The following is a 21851-nucleotide window of genomic DNA, read 5'->3' on the forward strand; positions in this document are numbered from 1 at the left end:
TAGTGTTGTCTTTTTAAAATCATCTAATACCTATCTTTTGTATTTCTTAGCTCTTTATTCATGAAAATCCTTCATATCTCCGCAGTGAAAAGTTGGGGTGGTGGTGAGAACCATATAGAGAGCCTTTGCAATGAGCTTCATAAAATATCTCCTTCAACACAAAACACTATTTTATGTTTAAAAAATGGACTTTTTCATAAAAAGCTTCAAAATTCAAAAATCGCTTATAAAACCGTTGCCATTAATTTTAAAATGGATCTAAGATTCTGTTTTAAATTGATTGAGATATGCAAAAAGCAAAAAATTGATCTCATACATATTCATGATAGTACAGCCTTAACCTTATGCATTATGGCAGATCATCTATATAATTTGCCCTCATTTATTTTCAGTAAAAAAACCACATTCCCAATAAGATCTCGAAAACAAACATTATACAAATACAATTATAGAAAAATAAAAAAAATACTTTGTGTTTCTGAAGCTACAAAAGCCGTTACTGAAACTAATGTGAATGATCCCAACCTATTAGTATCAATCTATCATGGCACAAATGTCGAGGGTTACAATTCTAATACTACAATAGACTTAAAAGATAAATTTAACATCGAAGCAAATAAACGGATCATTGGAAATATTGCGAATCATAATTGGCCCAAAGATTTAGATACTTTTATTAAAGTTGCTCATAATTTAGTACACGAAAAAGGAATTAAAGACTTTCATTTTATTCAGATTGGTAATTATACCACAGAAACCCCTGCTCTTATTGAAAAAATAGAAAGATTAAATCTATCTGATTATATCACTTTAACGAATGTAATTCCAAATGCATCTTTTCTAATTCCTCAATTTGATATTTCTTTGGTTACTTCTAAAAGTGAAGGCATCCCACAATTTATCTATGAATCTTTTCTAAACAAAGTCCCTGTAATAAGTACAGATGTTGGAGGTATTTCAGAAATCATAGAGCATGGAATAAATGGATTTTTGACTTCTTCGGGGAATCATAAAGTACTTGCAGATCAGATACTCGAACTATTAAACAACCCAGAGTTGATTGAGAGATTCATAACTATTTCATATAAAAATGTCCATGAAAAGTATACTACTGAAATGATGGCAAAAAAAACATTACAAGAATATAAATTAGTTCTCAATGGAAAATAATATAAAACAGGAAATAGAAAACACTCTTGAGGTTTTAAAAAAGGGTGGGATAATTTTATATCCAACAGATACAGTTTGGGGAATTGGTTGCGATGCAACAAACCCGGAGGCAGTTGCAAAAGTTTACAAGCTTAAAAAAAGGGAAGAAAAAAAAGCGATGATTTGTTTGGTTAACTCTGTGAAGATGCTTGAACAGTATGTAAATAAAATTCCCAATATAGCATATGATCTAATAGATTATGCGGTTAAGCCAACCACTATCATCTACGATGATCCTATAAAAGTTGCAAATAATCTAATTGCAGAAGATGAAACGCTGGCAATTCGAGTGGTAGCCGATAAATTCTGCGAGCCATTGATCTATAAATTGAGAAAAGCATTGGTGTCTACCTCTGCAAATATTAGTGGAGAGCCAACTCCAAAATCTTTCTCTCAAATAAGCCCGGAAATTTTAAAAGGTGTAGACTATATAGTAAATTTGCAGCATTCAAAAATATCAGACCAACCCTCCTCTATTATCAAAATTGGTAAAGATGGAAGTGTTAAAGTGATTCGACAATAAGATATGCCTAAAAACACAAACTACAAGTCAGCTTTAAAACATCCCATTTTTAAGATCATCTCTCAAGCAGCAGAGAATTTAAATCTGGAAAGTTATGTAATTGGCGGATTTGTACGAGATTTTCTGCTTGATCGTGGAGAACCAAAAGATATAGACATCGTTGCGATTGGAAGCGGAATTGAATTAGCAACTGAAGTATCCAAGTTGTTACCTAATAATCCCAAGATCCAGATTTTTAAAACCTATGGCACTGCAATGCTTAGAGCTTTCGATCTGGAGATCGAGTTTGTGGGTGCCAGAAAGGAAAGTTATACAGAAGATAGTAGAAACCCGGTTGTAGAAGACGGAAGTCTTGAGGATGACCAGAGAAGACGTGATTTTACTATAAACGCCTTGGCGCTCAATTTAGGGGAAACAAAATTTGGAGAATTAGTAGATCCTTTTAATGGCATCGAAGATCTAAAACAACAACTACTTCAAACTCCTCTAGATCCAGATATCACTTATTCTGATGATCCCTTAAGGATGTTAAGAGCAATACGCTTTGCTGCTCAACTTCATTTTAAAATTGAACAGAAATCCTTGGCTTCAATTTCTAAGAACAAGAATCGAATCAAGATCATTTCTAAAGAGCGGATTATAGACGAGATCAATAAAATTCTTCTTTCAGAAAAACCATCTATAGGATTCGCCTTGTTACATAAAACTGGTCTCTTGCCTATAATTCTTCCGCAGTTAACTGCTTTGGAAGGAATTGAAGAAATTGAGGGACAAAAACATAAAGACAACTTTTGGCATACGCTGGAAGTGGTAGATAATATTTCAGAAAACACTGATGACCTTTGGTTACGCTGGGCAGCACTATTACATGATATAGGAAAAGCGCCAACCAAGAAATTTCATAAAAAGATTGGATGGACCTTTCATGGGCACGAATTTGTAGGTTCTAAGATGGTCTACAAGCTTTTTAAGCAAATGAAAATGCCATTGAATGATAAGATGAAATTGGTGCAGAAACTCGTTTTAATGAGCTCCAGGCCTATTGTTATTTCAGATGAAAATGTAACCGACTCTGCAGTAAGAAGATTGGTTTTTGATGCTGGTAACGATATTGAAGATCTTATGACACTTTGCGAGGCCGATATCACCACTAAAAATCCGAAACGATTCAAAAAATACCATAACAATTTTAAAAAGGTTCGAGAGAAAATAAAAGAAGTTGAAGAGAAGGATCATATTCGTAATTTTCAGCCGCCGGTTTCTGGAGAAGAGATCATGGCTTTTTTCAATTTAAAGCCATCCAGAGAGATTGGAATTATTAAAGAGGCTATAAAAGAAGCAATTTTAGAAGGGGAAATTCCAAATGAATATGAGGCTGCCAAAGCCTTTATGCTAAAAAAAGGAAAAAAGCTTGGTTTAAAATCTGTAGGATAATTTTTTGATACTTACTAGTTGTTTAATACTATTAAAATAGTTCTTTTGTCAATTCGAGCGCAGTCGAGAACTATTGGGATATAAAATTTAGGTTTCGAATTTATCCTGTATTGAGCGAAGTCGAAATGCTCAATCTGACGTTCGAAAGACTAATAAATATTGAATATGAAACTATCGACTGACATCTATGTATAAAATTCAAAAGTAACATTTAACGCTTAATTCATATAAAGTGTATAGAAAATTTATAAAAATCTCGCTGATTCTGGTTTACTTGGTAATCGTTGCCGGGGCCGTTGTACGCATGACAGGATCTGGGATGGGTTGCCCAGATTGGCCAAAATGTTTCGGATATTATATTCCTCCAACTGAGATCACTGAGCTTCAGTTTCAAGCAGATAGAACTTACAAAGAAGGTCAGGTTATCATTGTGGATGAAAGTTTAATGACTGCCGAAACAAATTTCACTACCGGATCTTCATATAATCCACAGAATTGGGTTAAATATACCAAACACGATTATGCAATTTTTAATCCTTGGCATACCTGGATAGAATATATAAATCGGTTGTTAGGAGCTTTGGCTGGGCTTGCAGTTTTGATCGTGGCATTTTTATCTTTAAAATACTGGCGGCAAAACAAGAAGATCACCTTGTTTTCATGGCTATCTGTATTTCTCATGGGTTTTCAAGGATGGCTTGGGGCAACAGTAGTATACTCTGTCCTTTCCCCTGTTAAGATCACCATACACATGGTAATGGCTCTCGTTATTGTTGCGCTCATTTTGTATTTGCTTCATATTTCAAAGGCCAAATCTCAAACTAAAATTGGGCTAAAAAGCTTCAGGAATCTCACGTTTTATGCTGTTATTTTGACATTGATTCAAATAATTCTGGGAACACAGGTAAGAGAATTTGTAGATGAACAAATAAAAATTATTGGTTATAGCATGCCAGAGCAATGGCTTTCCGAACCTTCGGTTATATTCTACATCCATAGATCTTTTTCAATTTTAGTCCTTGTTTTGAACCTCCTTATCTGGTGGCAAAACAAAAAATTAAAATTAGGATTCACTAAAGTAAATTGGGTATTAGCTATTATTGGTTTAGAAATTATCACTGGGATCGCAATGTATAATTTCGACTTTCCAGCTTTATCTCAGCCCTTACATCTAGTAATTGCAACCTTATTATTTGGGGTACAGTTTTATATATTATTGGAAGCTTTGCGTGCTCCTATTCGCATAAAAAGTTTGTAACTTTGCCCCCACAAAAATTATCATAATGGTTTATAGATTTAGAGTTATTTTGGATGCACAAGATGACGTTTTTAGAGATATTGAAATTTTAGAAGAGGACACCTTGGAGGATTTTCATAACTCTATCGTGAATGCTTTTGGTTTTGATGGAAATGAAATGGCCGCTTTTTATATTAGTGACGATGAATGGAATCAGGGTGAAGAAATATCTCAGTTCGATCTTGGCGAAGAACTCGATTCTGTTAGGTTAATGAATGAAACCACTTTAGATAGCGTAGTTTCCAAGAATCAAAGAAAACTGATCTATGTTTACGATTTTCTAAGCATGTGGACTTTCCTAATTGAATTGGCAGATATTGCTGAAATTGAAGATGGTCGTGATTATCCAAACCTAATGTATGTCCATGGACAAATACCTGCCGATGCACCAGACAAAGAATTTGTAGCCGATAAGAATGAATATGACGATGATGATGATTCAGACTTAGATCTGGATAATTTTGATGACCTGTCTTATGACGATATTTGGAATTAAGCCTTCGGACTTTTCTGAATCAAGAACCTCTGGGCAAGCCCACGAGGTATGAATTGGAAAATACTTTTAAAAATTCGAGGCAAGCCTCGGAGAATTAAACCCTCAATGAGGGATTAAATTTTCAATACATTATTTAAAACCAAGCACTAAACTTTTCTCTCATTATTAATATCTGAATATTACTTATGATCAATCTATATAATGCGCAAATTGAATCTCTTTCTATTCATAGAGTTGGGAACAAAAGTAGAAACGAAAATATTTTCCTTTCTGGTGCTCCTTTTGAACTGAATGATGAAATTGCTCCTTTGATCAAAGAATATTTTTTGAAATCTTTCAGAGAAAAAGAAGAGAATTATTACCAGTTTACTCATGAAACAGATCTAGAATTCAACGACTTATATAATTTTACAAATCAAATTTTTGATGCTCCAGATACAGTACATGAGGTTTCAAAGAAAATAACAACCTTGTTATTTGAGCAATCTTCCCATCCCCATATTAAAAGTGGAGAAGTGTATGTTGTTTATTTTGAAAATATGCTTTTGGACAACGAAAAGGTTTCAGCAATCGGGATCTTCAAATCTGAATTAAAGCATGATTTCCTTCAGTTTCAAGAAAAAGGTTCTTTGTTAGAAATGGTAATTCAGCAAGGGATCAATCTTCAAAAAATGGATAAAGGAGCCTTGATCTTCAATAAAAATAGAGCTGAAGGCTACAAGATCCTTTCTGTAGATTCTAACAGATATGACACTAAATATTGGTTAGAAAACTTCTTAGGGGTAGATGTGTTGGCAGATGAAAATTTCTACACAAAGAAATATCTTAAGTTTTGCCAAAACTTCGCAAAAGATGTAGTTCTTCCTGCTGAAGATAAAAAAGAGGAAGTAATGTTTATGAACAGAAGTGTAGATTATTTTGCAAAAAATGACTCCTTCGAAGAAAACAACTTTTTAAGTTCTGTAATAGATAATCCAGATCTTATTCCAGAATTTAAAAATTACAAACAAGAGAAGGCACCAAAATATAAGATCGAAGATCTTACTGAGTTTCCAATTGCGAATGCAGCGGTAACTTCAGCAAGAAAGTCTATTAAGAATACTATTAATTTAGATACCAATATTCAGATTAAACTGGATTTCATCAATCCCGAATCTGCTCAAAAATACGTTGAAAAAGGTTGGGACGAAGAAAAGCAAATGTATTATTACTTGGTATATTTTAATAAAGAAGAAAAGAGTTAAACTCTTCTCTTCTTTATATTTACATTTTCGTAATTTCTTTTTACAAATTCTAATGCAGTTCTTAAGATTTGCCCCATAGTCTTAGCTCTCTTAAATCTCATGTCATTGGTAAATAAATAGAGATCTTTTCTAAGCATCTTAACATTCTTAGGAGTAGAAACATGATCGTTGATCATACACCTCACCAATTCCTTAAAACGGGATTGTGCATTGATCATTCGCTTAGCAAGTAAGGAGCGCTCTTCTTTTCTATATTGTTCAATAGAACTACTTTCTAATTTTTCGGTTACCAACTCAACCATCTTAAAATTCTCCTTGAAAAACTGCGGCCGGTACACTTTTAAATTACCTTCATAACACTGCTGATCGAAATCTATAGCCCGAATAGTATATTCCACATGATCAAAATCGTGGGTAGGAATCACTACATAATTGTAAGAGCGCATATCGCCTAACAAACGAATGGTACATCGTTCATTAAATTTCACAAATTGTTTAGCGATCTGGGTTTTGGCGCGATCATTACATAGTGGCAATTTCTCCTGAATAAAAACATCTCCTGGTATTCCAGCAATATGCTCCTCAATTAAGGTTTCTTTATATACCAGAAAATTGATCCTGTTGGGAGAGAGTATGTGTTCGAACTCTAAACCATAAATCCTGGAAGCATCGGCTATCTTTACGTAAAAATAAGTAAAACTATCATTTAGAGTATTTCTTACCCGAATTCTAAAGGGTTTAGAATTTCCAAAAGTGCAATAATCTATAGCATCAATATTCAGATAAGGCAAAGAATCGTCACTCCCATCGGAATGCAAAATGGTATAAACTTGCTTTAAAGATTCATCAATTTCTACACGCTCGCTATCAGAATAATAGCAACGCACCCAAAGTGTATCTTCATCATTTTGATCGTAAACAACAATGGATCCAGAAAATCTAAGCAGATCGTCATAAAAAACATGAATTGTAGTAGCTCTGTTATATTTCTCCAAATATTTATGTAAGCGTTCATTTACAGGAAAGGAAGGTTTTTTCCTGGACATTAACTTTTCTTCCATTCTTAGGATTTTTTCAAAAATACATTATCTGTTTCACTTCTGAAGTAACAAAACGTTAACTTCGACGTCCTATTAAAAAATTCATAATAATTTGGAAACAATTCTTACTATAAATCAGCTTACCAAAAAATATGGAAGTTTAACTGCGGTAAATAATCTCTCCTTTATAATTAAGAAAGGGAATGTTTATGGCATTTTAGGACCAAACGGAAGTGGGAAATCTACAACCTTAGGAATGGTTCTAAATGTAGTAAACAAGACCAGTGGAGATTTTCATTGGTTTGACGGATCTGATTCTACCCACGAAGCATTAAAGAAAGTAGGAGCCATTATAGAACATCCTAATTTTTATCCATATATGACCGCCTCACAAAATCTTGCATTGGTTTGTAAGATCAAAGGGGTGTCCAAAAATAAGATCGATGAAAAACTCGAGATAGTTGGATTGCTAGATCGAAAGGATAGTAAGTTCAAAACATTTTCTCTGGGTATGAAACAACGCTTGGCCATCGCCTCTGCCCTATTGAATGATCCTGAGATATTAATTCTAGATGAACCTACCAACGGATTGGATCCTCAAGGGATCCATCAAATTAGAGAGATCATCAGGAAGATCGCATCTATGGGAACCACTATTCTCTTAGCATCTCATTTATTGGATGAAGTAGAAAAAGTTTGTTCTCACGTAGTGATCATTAGAAAAGGAATAAAACTGTATAGCGGGAGAGTTGATGAAATGAATGCAAGTCACGGCTTTTTCGAGCTAAAAGCAAATGACCTTGTTAAGCTTCAGCAGTTATTGGAAGAACATCCTTCTATTGGAAAGATCACGCTAAACGAAGATTTATTGACTGCCATTTTAGAAGAACCTATGGGAGCTGATGATTTAAACTCATTTCTTCATCAAAGAGGTATGGTACTTTCCTATTTGGTAAAGAGAAAGGAAAGCCTAGAAGAACAATTTTTACAATTAACCAACGAAACTGCACTTTAAATGTTACGATTATTAAATATAGAATTACATAAATTAAAATATAGCAGATCGGCTAAGATCCTTATTAGCACCTATTTTATTTTAATCACTTTTATCGCTTTGATCGCTTCTATTGAATTTGATTTGGGGCCTATACATTTTAGACTGGCTGATCAAGGGATCTTTAATTTTCCTTTTATCTGGCATTTCAATAGTTATATAGCGGCAATTTTAAAGCTCTTTCTTGCAATAGTAATAGTTTCTATGATGTCTAATGAATACAGCCATAGAACTTTGAAGCAGAACCTTATTGATGGGTTGAGCAAAAAAGAATTTGTCTTATCAAAATTTATAACCGTTCTTTTGTTTGCTGTGATTTCAACCTTTTTCCTAATGATTGTTTCACTTATTCTAGGATATTCATTTTCAGATTTCACAGAATTATCCATAGTTTTTTCAGACATGGAATATATAGTGGGCTATTTCATTAAGCTTCTTGGATTTTTTACATTCTGTATGTTTATAGGAATTTTAATTAAACGATCCGCTTTTGCTTTAGGCTTTCTATTTATCTGGTGGATCTTTGAAGGGATTTTATATGGGATCTTAAATTTTAGATTATTTAGAGATAGCGACATTCCAGAAAACATTATGCAATTCTTTCCGCTTACTGCTATGAGCAATATTGTGATTGAGCCCTTTTCTAGATTAAATTTTATTAAAACAGCAGCTAGCCAAATTGGAGAAGAATTAGATAAAGATTATGGCGTGCATTGGTATCAATTGTTGATCGTAATTGTATGGACAGTTATCTTCGTATATTTATCGCTTGCCCTACTAAAGAAGAGAGATTTGTAAATCTTCAGTAAAAACAGCAAATATGAGGCATCCTTTTGCATTGGTAACATTTTTCCTGACACTTCTGTGTCAGCAAGTTGTCGCTCAAAAGGAAGCTGCTAACTGGTATTTTGGAGATCATGCAGGATTAACTTTTAACACTGGGCTACCGGTTGCACTCCAAGATGGAAACTTGCAAACCTCGGAAGGTTCTGCTACAATTTCAGACCGGAATGGGAATCTGCTTTTTTATACAGATGGGAGCAATGTATATAACCGGCAACATTCCATAATGCCAAATGGTATGGGATTAATGGGAAATGTTTCCAGCTCTCAGTCTGCCATAATTGTTCCTAAACCCTTGCATCCGGGTATCTATTACATCTTTACGGTAGACAAACCCGATTATTCTTTTAAAGATGATGATCCAATAGAAGGAGTGAATTATACCGAAGTGGATATGTCCTTAAATTTTGGCTTAGGCGATGTGACACCAAATCAGAAAAACCTCCATCTGATAACTTATAACTCAAATAATTCTCTGGAAAATGAATATAAAAGTTCAGAGAAAATATCTGCAGTAGTCCATAACGATGGTATTTCTTATTGGGTAGTAACACAATTAACGAATAAATTTTATTCGTTTAAAGTTACTCAAAATGGGGTTGAAACTACTCCGGTAATTTCTATCACCCCGAATTCTGTTCCCCCTCTCATAAATAATTATAAAGTTAATGTAACCGCAATTGGGTATCTTAAAATTTCCCCAAACGGAAAAAAACTTGCAGTAGCTTATAGCTCAACAAATTTAGGGGATCCCGTTACAGGGACTAAAAAATCAGGTAAAGTGTTTTTGTATGATTTTGACGATTTAACAGGTAAAATAGATGATGAGAAATTATTGCTTTCTGGGAGTTATCCCTACGGGCTTGAGTTTTCTCCGAAAAGCACAAAATTATATGTTACTGCGAATTTTAATAATGAACGAAATGTCGTTCTAAATAGTTTTTTATATCAGTATGATCTTGAAAGTTCTGACATTAATTACTCTCAAACAATTATCAATAGCTCCTCCAATGTTGCCGGAGCTCTACAATTAGCTATAGACGGAAGAATTTATAGAGCAGGATATCCGCTCTTTGTATCAAATCACAGTTTGCTTTCCGTAATAAAAAATCCCGAAGCAAAAGGAAATGCAAGTAATTATGAGCATAATGTAATAGACATCTCTCCAAAGTTTGTTAAGTTAGGGCTCCCACCGTTTATCCAATCATTATTTCTGGAAAATTTCGATTTTAAGTTCCTATGCCAAGGAGATGAGACCCATTTTTTTATTTCAACCGATGTACCATACGATTCGGTGAAATGGGATTTTGGAGATGGAAGTTTTTCCACTGATGTCGAACCTTTTCACACCTATGCTCAACCGGGGACTTATACTGTGAGCTTAACAAGGATCATAAACGGTGAAGTATTTAATCCTTGGCGAAAAGAAATTACTATAATTGAAATTCCCGAAATATTACCAGAATATGAGTTGATTCAATGTGACTTAGATAATGATCCTACAGATGGAATTACTGAGTTCAATTTGCAGCTGGCAAAAGACCCTATCACTTTGGGAAACAGAAATACCGAAATATATTTTTATGAAACCCCCGCAGCTGCAGTTGTTGACAGTCTTTATCAGAATGCAATTTCGGAAATCTACTTGAATCAAGCTCCCGGTCAATTGATTTATGCAAAAGTGAGCCATTATGGTTCTGAGTGTTTTGATATAGCCGAAGTGACTTTAATTACCAGAAAAGGAGTAAAGTTGAATCCTTCACCAGCGAAAGCTTGTGACCTTGGAAATGGGGAAGCTGAATTCAATTTTAAAACTCTTGAAAATTCCATAAATTCTGAATTAAATTTACCTGCAAATACTAGTCTTACTTTCCACGAGACTGAAAATGATATGGCATCAGGTTTAAATCCTTTTCCTGAAGCTTATATGTCCAAATCGAAAACTGTTTTTATTCTTGCTAAAAGGGATGGGATATGTTACGGTACAGGAAAATTAGATTTAAAAGTCAGCCCTTTTCCCAATTTTCTGGCCTCTAATGAATTTAATTTATGTGCTTCAGAATTTCCACTGAATTTAGGTTCAGAGATAAGCATAAACGATATGCGAAAATTTAGTTTTGAATGGAGTACTGGTGAAACAAGCCCTGGAATAATAGTATCAGAAGAAGGAACCTATTCCCTTCGAATAGTTAATCAGGAATTCGGTTGTGATAGAACCGTTCAATTTCTGGTAAATGAACTTCTAACTCCTGAAATAATAGATATTGAAATTGAAAGTAGTACAGAAAGCAGTGAACTGACTGTTTTCACTTCCAATGATGAAGGAAACCTATATTCCCTGGACGATATTAACGGCAATTATCAAACATCTTCCGTTTTTACAAATGTTCCGGGAGGTTCACATACTATGTATGTAAAAAACCAGAATAACTGTGAAATAAAACAACAGGAAATAGTGATTTTTGGTTTTCCTCAATTTTTCACCCCAAATGATGACGGATACCACGATTCATGGAAACCTTACAAAATTACCGATCCTGAGTATCAGATTAAAAGCCTTTACATTTTTGACAGGTACGGCAAACTCCTTAAACAACTCGATCCTGATGGCAAGGGCTGGGACGGCACATTAAACAATAGAAATATGCCAGGGGATGACTACTGGTTTAATGTGATTCTGGAAAACGGTAGGGAGTTTAAAGGCCACTTCTCCTTAAAAAGATAATATTCCCTTTAAACCCATTTTAATAGGTATTATATTTGCACAATTGCGAAATGTTAAGAGAACCTACTGAATGAAATTCGAAATAAAATCAGATTACAAACCTACGGGAGACCAACCTCAAGCAATAGAAAAGTTGGTTTCTGGTTTAGATAAAAATGAACAATATCAAACCCTTTTAGGGGTTACAGGTTCTGGAAAAACCTTTACAGTGGCTAATGTCATTGAAGAAGTTCAACGGCCTACCCTTATTTTGGCACATAATAAAACCTTAGCTGCACAACTTTATTCAGAATTCAAACAATTCTTCCCGGATAATGCTGTGGAATATTTTGTTAGTTACTACGATTATTACCAACCCGAAGCATTCATCCCATCCTCAGGAACTTATATAGAAAAAGATCTCTCTATAAACGAAGAACTTGAAAAGCTTCGATTAAGTACTACTTCTTCTCTATTGAGCGGAAGACGAGATATTATAGTTGTAGCATCAGTTTCCTGTCTTTATGGTATTGGAAATCCTGTTGAGTTCAAAAAGAATGTTGTTTCTATAGAAAAAGATATGCATATCTCCAGAACTAAATTACTTCATCGATTGGTACAAAGTTTATATTCCAGAACCGAAGCCGATTTTAATCGTGGGAATTTCAGAATAAAGGGAGATACTGTAGATGTCTTTCCTAGCTATGCCGATAATGCTTTTAGAATTCACTTTTTTGGAGATGATATCGAGGAAATTGAGGCGTTTGATCCCCAAACCAATGAGGTTTTGGAGAAATACGAAAAATTAAATATCTATCCGGCAAATATGTTTGTTACCTCTCCAGATGTGCTTCAAGGTGCTATAAGAGAGATTCAGGATGATCTTGTTAAACAAGTCGATTATTTCCAGGATATTGGAAAACATTTGGAAGCAAAGCGTTTGGATGAACGCACGAATTTTGATCTTGAAATGATTCGGGAATTAGGTTATTGTTCAGGAATCGAGAATTACTCCCGTTATCTGGATGGAAGGCTACCGGGCACAAGACCTTTCTGCCTTTTAGATTATTTCCCAGATGATTTTTTAATGGTGGTAGATGAAAGTCACGTTACCATTCCTCAGGTACATGCAATGTATGGTGGTGATAGATCTCGTAAGGAGAATTTGGTAGATTATGGTTTCAGACTACCCGCTGCAATGGATAACAGGCCTTTAAAGTTTGAGGAGTTTGAAGCTATGCAAAATCAAGTAATCTTCGTAAGTGCTACTCCAGCCGATTATGAGCTTCAGAAAACCGAAGGGGTTTATATAGAACAAGTAATTAGACCAACCGGACTGTTGGATCCAATTATTGAGGTTCGTCCAAGTCTTAATCAGATTGACGATCTAATTGAAGAAATTCATATAAGAACAGAAAAGGATCAACGAGTATTAGTAACCACACTTACCAAAAGAATGGCTGAAGAGCTTACAAAATATCTTACCCGTATAAATGTGAGATGTAGATATATTCATTCTGATGTGGATACTTTAGAACGCGTGGAGATCATGCAGGATCTAAGAAAAGGGATCTTTGATGTACTTATTGGTGTAAACTTGTTAAGAGAAGGTTTGGATTTACCAGAAGTTTCTTTGGTAGCTATATTAGATGCAGATAAAGAAGGTTTTTTGAGAAGTAATAGATCATTGACTCAAACTATTGGACGTGCTGCAAGGCATTTAGAAGGAAGAGCCATCATGTATGCAGATAGGATCACTAATAGCATGCAAACAACAATTGATCAAACCAACTACAGACGGGAAAAGCAAATTGCTTATAATACCAAACATAATATTACCCCAACAGCACTGGTAAAAAGTATAGAAAGCTCTCTGATTAAAAATAAATTAGATCCTTATGTAATAGAAACTGCTCCTACTTTAAAAGCAGCCGAAAAAGAAACAGAATATTTCAGCAAACCTCAGTTGGATAAGCGTATTCGGACCAAACGAAAGGAAATGGAAACAGCCGCTAAAGATTTGGACTTTATGACCGCTGCAAGACTTCGTGATGAAATTAAAATGCTACAAGATAAAACCAAAGCATTGAGCTAAAATTGAGCTTTAAGTTAATATTTGTTTTTTTGTGCCAAATTTTTTATAAAATACTAAATATCAATCACTTAATTTAATATCTTTAAAATTCATTCTTCAGATTAACCCTATTTATTCTGGCGGTTAATTGTGATGCAGATGAAATATTATGTCTTTTTTTTATTATTTATACCCTCTTTCGCTTTTTGCCAAGTCGGTATAAATACTTCTTCCCCCAAAGCTCAATTAGATATCGTTTCAAATTCCCCTGATTCTCCACTGGGAATTGATGGAATATTGATTCCGAGAATTCATAAATTCCCAGCAGATCCTCCCACTAAAGATCAGCATGGTATGCTGGTCTTTTTAAATTCTATATTACCCATTCCAAAAAGTGGGTTTTACTTTTGGAATAACGATTTGCTAAAATGGGAGGCTTTATCTGGAAATGCTTCAGAAAATTTCTATAAACCAGCCACAACGGCAAGTCCTAATAACATTACTGATCCACTTTTTAGAAATGGAAATATTGGAATTGGAACCCAAGATATTACTTCAAAATTACAAATAGCCTTAAACTCTTCCGCAGATGCAGCAATTAAGAAAGGACTGGAGGTAGATAATAATAATCCAACTGTAGATAATCTTACAACCTACGGGATAATTAGCGACAATCGAAGTGCAACAAATGGCAATAAATATGGATTTAAAAACAATGTTGGTGGAGTTGGGAATGGGATTCATTATGGCTTTTTTAATGAAACTTATCAAAATACAGGAACCAATGATATTTATGGGATCTTCAACAGGGTGGGAATGACTTTGGGTGCGAAAAGCAGCAATTTTGGGATTTATTCTATTATAGGGAATGAAACAAGTCTTGGAACCATTTATGGCTTATATAGTGTTGCAATAGGAAGCAGTACTGCAAAAGTTTTTGCTGGTTACTTTGTGGGAAAAGTCGGAATTGGAATGACTCCACAGGACGAGTATATTTTCCCGGCTACAAAAGGAAGTAATCTTCAAATTTTAGCTTTAGACAATACAGGGAACTTAAATTGGACATATCCGCATTTTGAAAATTATATTTCCACAACAAGCACTATAGGGGACTATGTTATTACAGATGAAGTTGGCACTTTGAGAATAAACAACGATGTCAATCAGTTACTAATTCCCCTTGCAAACATTAATAAGGGAAGAATTATAAGGTTGATGGGTTGGAATGCGATAGGTACTAAAAATCTGATCTTTTCTAATGCAGATAATTTATATGATGTTAAAACAAATTCGACAATTACTACGATTGGTGCTAATCAACTGTACACCATTCAAAGTGCCGGAAATAGATGGATCTTACTGGATAGATAAACAGGCTTCGAAGGGGTAATTGATATAATCTAGCTATAAAACCTCAACCGAATTCAGTCCTTACCAGCTTAATACTCAGTGCAGAATTTCTGATTCCTATAATACCAATATTTAAGCTTTCTAATTCCGATTGAATTTAAATAAATTAGCGCAAAAGATACTGCCCCTTGGTCTTTATTTCATTTAATTAAACTTTAAAAAAATCTTTAATTAAACATCAATTTTAAATAGGCTTTTATAAGAAATTCAATTCGTTTTTTATTTCAAAACGAATTTGAAATCATCGAAGTAACAGACTTTATGTAATTTATGCTATATGTAAAGTTTAAATTAATGTGAAGTATGTAAGAGGCTAATTCTTAAAATGCTATTTTTAAAATTTTAAACCTAGCTTATGAAAAAACTATATTATCGTAGCCTATCCTTTTTCGATATTATGCAAAGTAAAATTGCTTTTTATCCTACAGTGCTAGCTCTATTCGGAATTTTCTTCGCCTTTTTCATGATGTATCTGGAAAACCTAGGAATTTCCAAATACCTTTTAGAAAAAGCTCCTGTGCTGGTAGTGGATAATGGAAATACAGCTATGACATTACTATCTGCATTTATTTCAGGTCTTATTTCAGTTATAGTTTTTAGTTTTTCCATGGTGATGCTTTTATTAAGTCAGGCCTCCAGTAACTTCTCACCGCGATTATTGCCCGGACTAATATCAGATAAAAAACACCAGATTATTTTAGGGATCTACCTTTCTACAATCCTTTACAACATCTTTATTCTGTTTTCAGTTCAACCTACAGGAGATAAATATCTAATTCCCGCATTTTCAGTGCTAGTGGGGGTTATAGGTACCGTAATTTGTCTCTATGCCTTCATCTTTTTTATTCATAATATTTCACAGTCCATTCAAATAAGCAATATATTAAAGATGATTTATTCAAAATCGAAAAATAGATTGGACGAAGTTATTGAACAGGAAGGCACACATTTGGCTCCTTTCCCCGATAGTGATGACTGGTATGAATACCAGTCAGAAAAAAGTGGCTATTTACAGAATATCTCTTACACAAATATGATTAATTTCAGTAAAGAGCATGACACGCAACTTCATTTTATTCCATTTAAGGGCAACTTCATTTTGAATGGGATTCCATTGTTTAGATCCAAAATTGAGCTTAAAAAAGAGCAAGTAGATCAAGTTTTAAATAATATAAGTTATGCAAGAGAAGAATTGGTGGAAGACAATTATATTCTAGGTTTCAAACAATTAACTGAAATTATTTTAAAATCAATGTCTCCAGGAATAAACGATCCTGGAACCGCAATAAATGCCATAGATTATCTTACAGAATTATTTGCCCTAAGAATGAAAAAAAAGGATGTAAACGTGATTCGCAGAGATGAAATGCCTTATTTAAAAATAACTACTGTAGATTTTAAAGACCTTCTTTATCAAGTTATGGTAGCAATTAGAACCTATTGTAAGCATGATGTCACAATTAATCAGAAGCTTTTAGTAATGTTGCATTATTTACTTCAGCAAGAAACCTATAATGAGGATTATTATGATAATATAAAACAAGAAGCAACTCTTTTGCTGGCAGATGCCAAAGAAGTCATTACAAATTCTGTGGATATTGAAAGACTTACCAATTTGGCTGAAACTTTTACATTCCAATTAAATGAGGCTGCTGAAGATGAATAAACAATTTTACTTAGGATACATTTTTCTTGTTATTCTTTTATAGTTGAGGTTCCAACTCAGGCTCAATCCTCAGCATCAAAAAATGTCTCTACCTTTTTAATAGAGGCACCACAGCTGGATACTCTAAAAAAGATATGGGTGTATTTGCCAGAATCCCATACTTCCAAAACCGAAAAACATCCTGTGTTGTACCTTCAAGATGCTCAGAATTTATTCGATATTTCAACTTCCTATGCAGGAGAATGGAAAGTAGATGAAACTTTAGACAGTTTAGGTTTAGATCTTATTGTTATAGGCATAGAGCACGGCAATGATAAGCGTATTGATGAATTAACACCTTTCCCGCACCCAGAATATAAAGGTGGGAAAGCTGATGCTTATCTGGATTTTGTTCTAAACACACTAAGACCAAAAGTAGATTCCCTTTATAATACTTCTACAACTGCTGAAAACACTTTTATTGGAGGAAGTTCTTTAGGCGGTCTTTTCTCCTATTACGCTACTTTAAAACATCCAGATGTATTTAGTAAAGCAATAGTCTTCTCCCCTAGTTTTTGGTATTCTGAAGATGTTTTCAGTTATGTTGAAAGTATAGAATCTGAAGACATTGAGGATTTACAATTCTATTTTAGAGCTGGAGAAAAAGAAAGTGAAACGATGCTGCCACTCATGTTTAAAATGAAAGAATTGCTTTCTTCTAAGCTAGCTTCAGACACACAAATAAATATCGATTCTATTCCGGATGGGGAGCATAATGAAAAACTCTGGGCAAAATCGTTTCCTGATGCTGCACTTTGGCTACTAAATTTAGACCAATGATTTGAAAGATTTAATAGATATATCAAAAAAAGCCACGAATTCACGAATTAATTAAATTTAATTCTTGAATCCGTGACTTTTATATTATAAGATGAAAATCGACCTATATAAATCTCAATAATTTTAAGGCCACATTATGCCTTCTTAGATTTTACCCATTCTTGCACCATTTCTTCTAAAACATTCAATGGCACTGCACCATTAGTCAGTACTACATCGTGAAATTCCCTGATGTCGAAATCTTCACCTAATTGAACCTTGGCTTCTTCTCTAAGCTCTACGATCTTATTCATCCCGATCTTATAGGCAGTAGCCTGTCCTGGCATTACAATATGTCTTTCCACCATTTTCACACAATCGCTTTCTGCATTTGGTGTATTCTCTTTATAATAAGCAATACCTTCTTCTCTGGTCCACTTTTTAGCATGAATCCCAGTATCTACTACCAATCTACATGATCTCCATAGCTCCATGGCCAATCTTCCAAAATCTGAATATGGATCTTTATAAAAGCCTATTTCTTTGGGAATCAATTCACTATATAACCCCCAACCTTCTGTATATGCTGTATAAGATGAAAATTTCCTGAACATTGGGATGCTATCTAATTCCTGGCCTATGGCTATTTGCATATGATGCCCTGGAATTCCTTCATGAAAAGCCAAAGCTTCCATTTGATAAGTTGGCATTGCACTCATATCATACAAGTTCGCATAATACGTTCCAGGTCTGGAACCATCTATAGCTGGCTGCTGATAAAATGCCTTCCCTGCACTCTTCTCCCTGAATGCCTCCACCGCTTTTACTACAATGTCTGCCTTAGGTTTTGTTATGAAAAGCTCATTTAATTCACCCTTCATATTATTTATTAAGCTTGTAGCTTCTGCTAAATAGCGTTTTTTACCTTCGGCAGTATTTGGATAGTAAAATTGCTTATCTGTTCGCATAAATTCAAAGAAATCTTGTAGAGAACCTTTAAATCCGGTAGCTTTCATGATCTCTTCCATTTCTCCATAGATTCTGCTAACCTCACTTAAACCAATCTCATGGATCTCGTTTGCCGTTAGGCTAGTGGTAGTGGTCCTTTTAAGCCGATTGTTATAATAATCTTCTCCCTTAGGAAACTTCCATGCTCCATGATCTGTTGTAGCACGTTGTTGTTGATCTTCTAGTTTTGCAATTAAATTTTCGTAGCCATTTCTTACAGAAGTATTTAGAGCATTTTCTGCCTTATTAATAAGAGTCAATTGTTCTTTCTCTGTTAGTTTAAGGGTTTTCAACTTACTTTTAAAATCTTCCAATAAAGTACTTACTTCCTTAGAGTTTGTAAAAGGCTTTCCCTTAATTACATTTCGAGAATTCTCAATCACTTTTTCAAAAACAAATTTTGGAGGTACGATCCCATTTTGTTCTCTCACTTTTAATCCTTCAACAATTTGCTCCATCACTTTGGGTATACCGTTCAACCTTTCTATATATGCTTCAGCATCTGCCAAAGAATCTATACGGTGCATATTGATTAAGAAAGCTGGGATTTCAGAATGATATCCGTGCATTTGGTTTATAGGATAATTATAGAAACGGTATTCATAATCTGCAATTTCTTCTTTCAATCCCTGCTTAGCAAGTCTATAGCTTAATTGCGTGCTTTTATCTAAACTAACCTGATCTACATTTTTCTCGAGATATTCTAGACGCTTTTTAGCCTTCTCTAGATCATCTGTATATTTTTGAGTAGAAAAATCATCCCATTTACCATAATCGGTTTTTCTACCTAACATGGTTTGCATCATAGGAGAATCTGCTACATCTTTTTCGAATTCGGCATCGAAATATGCATTTAATTCAGCTGAACTCTTTTCAATTTCAGAGTCGGTTATATCTTTATCTGAAGCATCTTCTTTACAAGAAACCATTACTATTATAGACAAGAGAAGTAATATACTTTTTATTCTAAATTTCATTCAATCAAAATTAAAGTTATTTGTAATTTATTTTATAATGGTAAAATCCTTGATTTCTATTCTTTCAATACCATAAATTCAACATAAGAATCTCCGAAAACAGTATGTGTTTGCTTTTTAAAATCTTCAGCTTTTGCTTTAAAAATATTTGGAACAAAAGTTTGAGGGTTTAGATCTATTAAAGGAAACCATGTGCTTTGAATTTGGATTTGAAGCTTATGTCCCTTTTTGAAAGTGTGATTCACATCTTGTAACATAAAAGAAACTTCCGTCTTTTTATCTGCTTCAAAAGGCTCCGGATTTTCAAAACTATTTCTGAATCTTCCTCTCATAACTTCACTACGCACCATCATATGATAGTTACTCATTTTAAGATAGGCCTGAGTTTCTTCTGTATCTTCAGCATCTTCGGGATATACGTCAATCACTTTTACTACCCAGTCTGCATCTGTTCCTGTTGTGGCAACATTTAAATGGGCCTGAATTGCTCCAACTAAACTCATATCTTCTTCTAGAATTGGAGTTTCAAATACCAAAACATCTGGTCTTCTAGCAGCAAAACGCTGATCATCTGTCATATATTTTCTTGGCGTGAACACCATTTTAATATCTTCAGAATATGGAACTGGCTTTTTAAGATCGCTCACAAAAGATACTTCAGTTTCTGAAGCGGTTTCTGTTAGCGTTTCATCTGCACCTAAATACAACTTTTTGGTAGTCGTTTGTTTTGGAGGCCATACTTCAAAACTATCCCATTGCATGTTTCCAGTATCATACACATAAGCTTCGGGTAAACCAGAATCTTTGGTGCCAGATCCTTTAAGAAAGTGATTAAAGAATTTAGTTTCAATATTCTTCTGGAAATTTTCAGAAATATCATCACCAAAATATACATTCCCGATAGCCTGTCTTTTAGAAGTTCTTGCCCAATCTCCATGGCTCCAAGGTCCAAACACCATCGTATTATAATTATCACTTTTCGCTTCAATATTTTTATAAGATTCAAAAGGACCATATAGATCTTCAGCATCAAATAATCCACCCACGATCATTACCGCTGGTTTAATGTCTTTTAAATGCTGAATTAATCCTCTGGATTTCCAGAACTCATCATAACTAGAGTGATCCTTTAATTGAGTCCAGAAAACATTATCTTCTTTATAGTATTTATCTAAATTGGTAAGCGGACCATTTTCTAAAAAGAACTGATATTGATCTTTAGATTTCAACTCTGGAAATTTGTACCAGGCAGTATCTGATGGCTTAGTCTTTTCATATCCAAATAGAGCCGTAGCTCTCCAGTAACTTAATAAATAAGCCCCGTTATGATGAAAATCATCAAAGAAAAAATCTCCAATTCCGGCTTGTGGTGAAACCGCTTTTAATGCAGGGTGTGCATCTAAAAGTGAGTACAAAGCATAATATCCAGGATATGAAATTCCCCAGGTTCCAACTTTCCCTGTATTGTTTTTCACGTTTTTAACAAGCCAATCTATAGTTTCATAAGTGTCGCTGGCTTCATCTACTTGTTTTCCTTTTTTCTTCGGAATATAAGCACGCATATTATCATAAACTCCTTCGCTCATCCATCTTCCGCGCACATCTTGATATACAATGATGTTACCTTCTTTCATAAGAAATTCATTAGGACCAATTTTAGATCTGAATTGATCTGCTCCATAAGGCTGAGAGCTATATGGAGTACGTTGCATTATAATTGGATACTTTTTAGATGTGTCCTTTGGGGAATAAATAGTGGTATGCAGCTTAATACCATCACGCATCTTGATCTCTACTTCTTGTTTTGTGTAATGATCGGCTACTTTGTAATCTTCTTCAGTTTGAGAATAAACGGAAAGGGATAGAAAAAGGCTTATTATAAAAATAAGCGGGGAAAGGGTTAATTTCATCTGGTTATATTATTTTGTTATTAATAAGAAATAAGCGATTCGCCAATAATATTTTGGTTATAAACCAAAAAAAGCAATTGCTCATTTCATAGTTTCAGATTTTAAAACCTAAATATAGAGAATAAAACCCTCGGGACAAGCCTACGAGCATTGAATGGAAAATT

At 34.2% G+C, this 21851-nt stretch carries 16 protein-coding genes; 13 read left to right on the plus strand and 3 right to left on the minus strand.

Annotated elements, in window-relative coordinates:
- Positions 1 to 60 precede the first annotated feature (60 nt).
- The 6 genes from H033_RS0114870 to H033_RS0114895 all read left to right on the plus strand — a co-directional run bounded on the left by H033_RS0114870 (position 61) and on the right by H033_RS0114895 (position 6203).
- Positions 61 to 1170, plus strand: a complete 1110-nt coding sequence (locus H033_RS0114870; RefSeq protein ID WP_026839017.1) for a glycosyltransferase family 4 protein — start codon at positions 61 to 63, stop codon at positions 1168 to 1170.
- Complete coding sequence (locus tag H033_RS0114875; RefSeq protein ID WP_026839018.1) at positions 1160 to 1732, plus strand: L-threonylcarbamoyladenylate synthase; 573 nt, start codon at positions 1160 to 1162, stop codon at positions 1730 to 1732. Before H033_RS0114870 ends, H033_RS0114875 begins: the two co-directional genes overlap by 11 nt.
- A 3-nt stretch (positions 1733 to 1735) precedes the next feature.
- Positions 1736 to 3166: a CCA tRNA nucleotidyltransferase gene (locus tag H033_RS0114880; protein WP_026839019.1), complete on the plus strand. Its 1431-nt coding sequence runs from the start codon at positions 1736 to 1738 to the stop codon at positions 3164 to 3166.
- A 232-nt stretch (positions 3167 to 3398) separates the two neighbouring features.
- On the plus strand, positions 3399 to 4424 hold the full coding sequence (locus H033_RS0114885) for a COX15/CtaA family protein (protein WP_026839020.1): 1026 nt from the start codon (positions 3399 to 3401) through the stop codon (positions 4422 to 4424).
- Positions 4425 to 4449: 25 nt separating this feature from the next.
- The gene (locus H033_RS0114890) at positions 4450 to 4959 is read left to right on the plus strand and encodes an IS1096 element passenger TnpR family protein (RefSeq protein ID WP_026839021.1); all 510 of its coding nucleotides are present in this window, start codon (positions 4450 to 4452) and stop codon (positions 4957 to 4959) included.
- A gap of 185 nt (positions 4960 to 5144) precedes the next feature.
- Positions 5145 to 6203 (plus strand): nucleoid-associated protein, encoded by a 1059-nt coding sequence (locus H033_RS0114895; RefSeq protein ID WP_026839022.1) that lies wholly within the window; start codon positions 5145 to 5147, stop codon positions 6201 to 6203.
- On the opposite strand, the gene H033_RS0114900 is transcribed toward H033_RS0114895, so the two are convergent.
- The gene (locus tag H033_RS0114900) at positions 6200 to 7264 is read right to left on the minus strand and encodes a hypothetical protein (protein WP_026839023.1); all 1065 of its coding nucleotides are present in this window, start codon (positions 7262 to 7264) and stop codon (positions 6200 to 6202) included. The genes H033_RS0114895 and H033_RS0114900 overlap by 4 nt on opposite strands.
- A 91-nt stretch (positions 7265 to 7355) precedes the next feature.
- Here H033_RS0114900 and H033_RS0114905 point away from each other — a divergent pair, with 91 nt between their 5' ends.
- The 7 genes from H033_RS0114905 (at position 7356) to H033_RS0114935 (ending at position 17813) form a co-directional block, all read left to right on the plus strand.
- Positions 7356 to 8258 carry an ABC transporter ATP-binding protein gene (locus H033_RS0114905; protein ID WP_026839024.1) on the plus strand — a complete coding sequence of 301 codons (903 nt, stop codon included), beginning with the start codon at positions 7356 to 7358 and terminating at the stop codon, positions 8256 to 8258.
- Positions 8259 to 9095: an ABC transporter permease gene (locus H033_RS0114910; RefSeq protein ID WP_026839025.1), complete on the plus strand. Its 837-nt coding sequence runs from the start codon at positions 8259 to 8261 to the stop codon at positions 9093 to 9095.
- Between the two features lie 22 nt (positions 9096 to 9117).
- Positions 9118 to 11865: a T9SS type B sorting domain-containing protein gene (locus H033_RS21065; RefSeq protein ID WP_026839026.1), complete on the plus strand. Its 2748-nt coding sequence runs from the start codon at positions 9118 to 9120 to the stop codon at positions 11863 to 11865.
- A gap of 70 nt (positions 11866 to 11935) precedes the next feature.
- The gene (gene uvrB / locus H033_RS0114920; RefSeq protein ID WP_026839027.1) at positions 11936 to 13939 is read left to right on the plus strand and encodes an excinuclease ABC subunit UvrB; all 2004 of its coding nucleotides are present in this window, start codon (positions 11936 to 11938) and stop codon (positions 13937 to 13939) included.
- Positions 13940 to 14077: 138 nt separating this feature from the next.
- Positions 14078 to 15289 (plus strand): hypothetical protein, encoded by a 1212-nt coding sequence (locus H033_RS0114925; protein WP_026839028.1) that lies wholly within the window; start codon positions 14078 to 14080, stop codon positions 15287 to 15289.
- 394 nt (positions 15290 to 15683) lie between these two features.
- Complete coding sequence (locus H033_RS0114930; RefSeq protein WP_026839029.1) at positions 15684 to 16994, plus strand: DUF2254 domain-containing protein; 1311 nt, start codon at positions 15684 to 15686, stop codon at positions 16992 to 16994.
- A gap of 138 nt (positions 16995 to 17132) precedes the next feature.
- Positions 17133 to 17813, plus strand: a complete 681-nt coding sequence (locus H033_RS0114935) for an alpha/beta hydrolase (RefSeq protein ID WP_034886421.1) — start codon at positions 17133 to 17135, stop codon at positions 17811 to 17813.
- 134 nt (positions 17814 to 17947) lie between these two features.
- Here H033_RS0114935 and H033_RS0114940 read toward each other — a convergent pair whose 3' ends face one another.
- A complete protein-coding gene (locus H033_RS0114940; protein WP_026839031.1) occupies positions 17948 to 19777 on the minus strand; it encodes a DUF885 domain-containing protein in 1830 nt (609 codons plus the stop codon).
- A gap of 56 nt (positions 19778 to 19833) precedes the next feature.
- Positions 19834 to 21687 (minus strand): CocE/NonD family hydrolase, encoded by a 1854-nt coding sequence (locus tag H033_RS0114945; protein WP_026839032.1) that lies wholly within the window; start codon positions 21685 to 21687, stop codon positions 19834 to 19836.
- Positions 21688 to 21851 lie beyond the last annotated feature (164 nt).

This window comes from Gillisia sp. JM1 (assembly GCF_000424645.1).
Taxonomy (GTDB): Bacteria; Bacteroidota; Bacteroidia; order Flavobacteriales; family Flavobacteriaceae; genus Gillisia.

Coding starts and splice junctions, on each gene's coding strand:
- H033_RS0114870 (WP_026839017.1), top strand. CDS start 61: ATGAAAATCCTTCATATCTCCGCAGTGAAAAGTTGGGGTGGTGGTGAG.
- H033_RS0114875 (WP_026839018.1), top strand. CDS start 1,160: ATGGAAAATAATATAAAACAGGAAATAGAAAACACTCTTGAGGTTTTA.
- H033_RS0114880 (WP_026839019.1), top strand. CDS start 1,736: ATGCCTAAAAACACAAACTACAAGTCAGCTTTAAAACATCCCATTTTT.
- H033_RS0114890 (WP_026839021.1), top strand. CDS start 4,450: ATGGTTTATAGATTTAGAGTTATTTTGGATGCACAAGATGACGTTTTT.
- H033_RS0114895 (WP_026839022.1), top strand. CDS start 5,145: ATGATCAATCTATATAATGCGCAAATTGAATCTCTTTCTATTCATAGA.
- H033_RS0114900 (WP_026839023.1), bottom strand. CDS start 7,264: ATGGAAGAAAAGTTAATGTCCAGGAAAAAACCTTCCTTTCCTGTAAAT.
- H033_RS0114910 (WP_026839025.1), top strand. CDS start 8,259: ATGTTACGATTATTAAATATAGAATTACATAAATTAAAATATAGCAGA.
- H033_RS21065 (WP_026839026.1), top strand. CDS start 9,118: ATGAGGCATCCTTTTGCATTGGTAACATTTTTCCTGACACTTCTGTGT.
- uvrB (WP_026839027.1), top strand. CDS start 11,936: ATGAAATTCGAAATAAAATCAGATTACAAACCTACGGGAGACCAACCT.
- H033_RS0114925 (WP_026839028.1), top strand. CDS start 14,078: ATGAAATATTATGTCTTTTTTTTATTATTTATACCCTCTTTCGCTTTT.
- H033_RS0114930 (WP_026839029.1), top strand. CDS start 15,684: ATGAAAAAACTATATTATCGTAGCCTATCCTTTTTCGATATTATGCAA.
- H033_RS0114940 (WP_026839031.1), bottom strand. CDS start 19,777: ATGAAATTTAGAATAAAAAGTATATTACTTCTCTTGTCTATAATAGTA.
- H033_RS0114945 (WP_026839032.1), bottom strand. CDS start 21,687: ATGAAATTAACCCTTTCCCCGCTTATTTTTATAATAAGCCTTTTTCTA.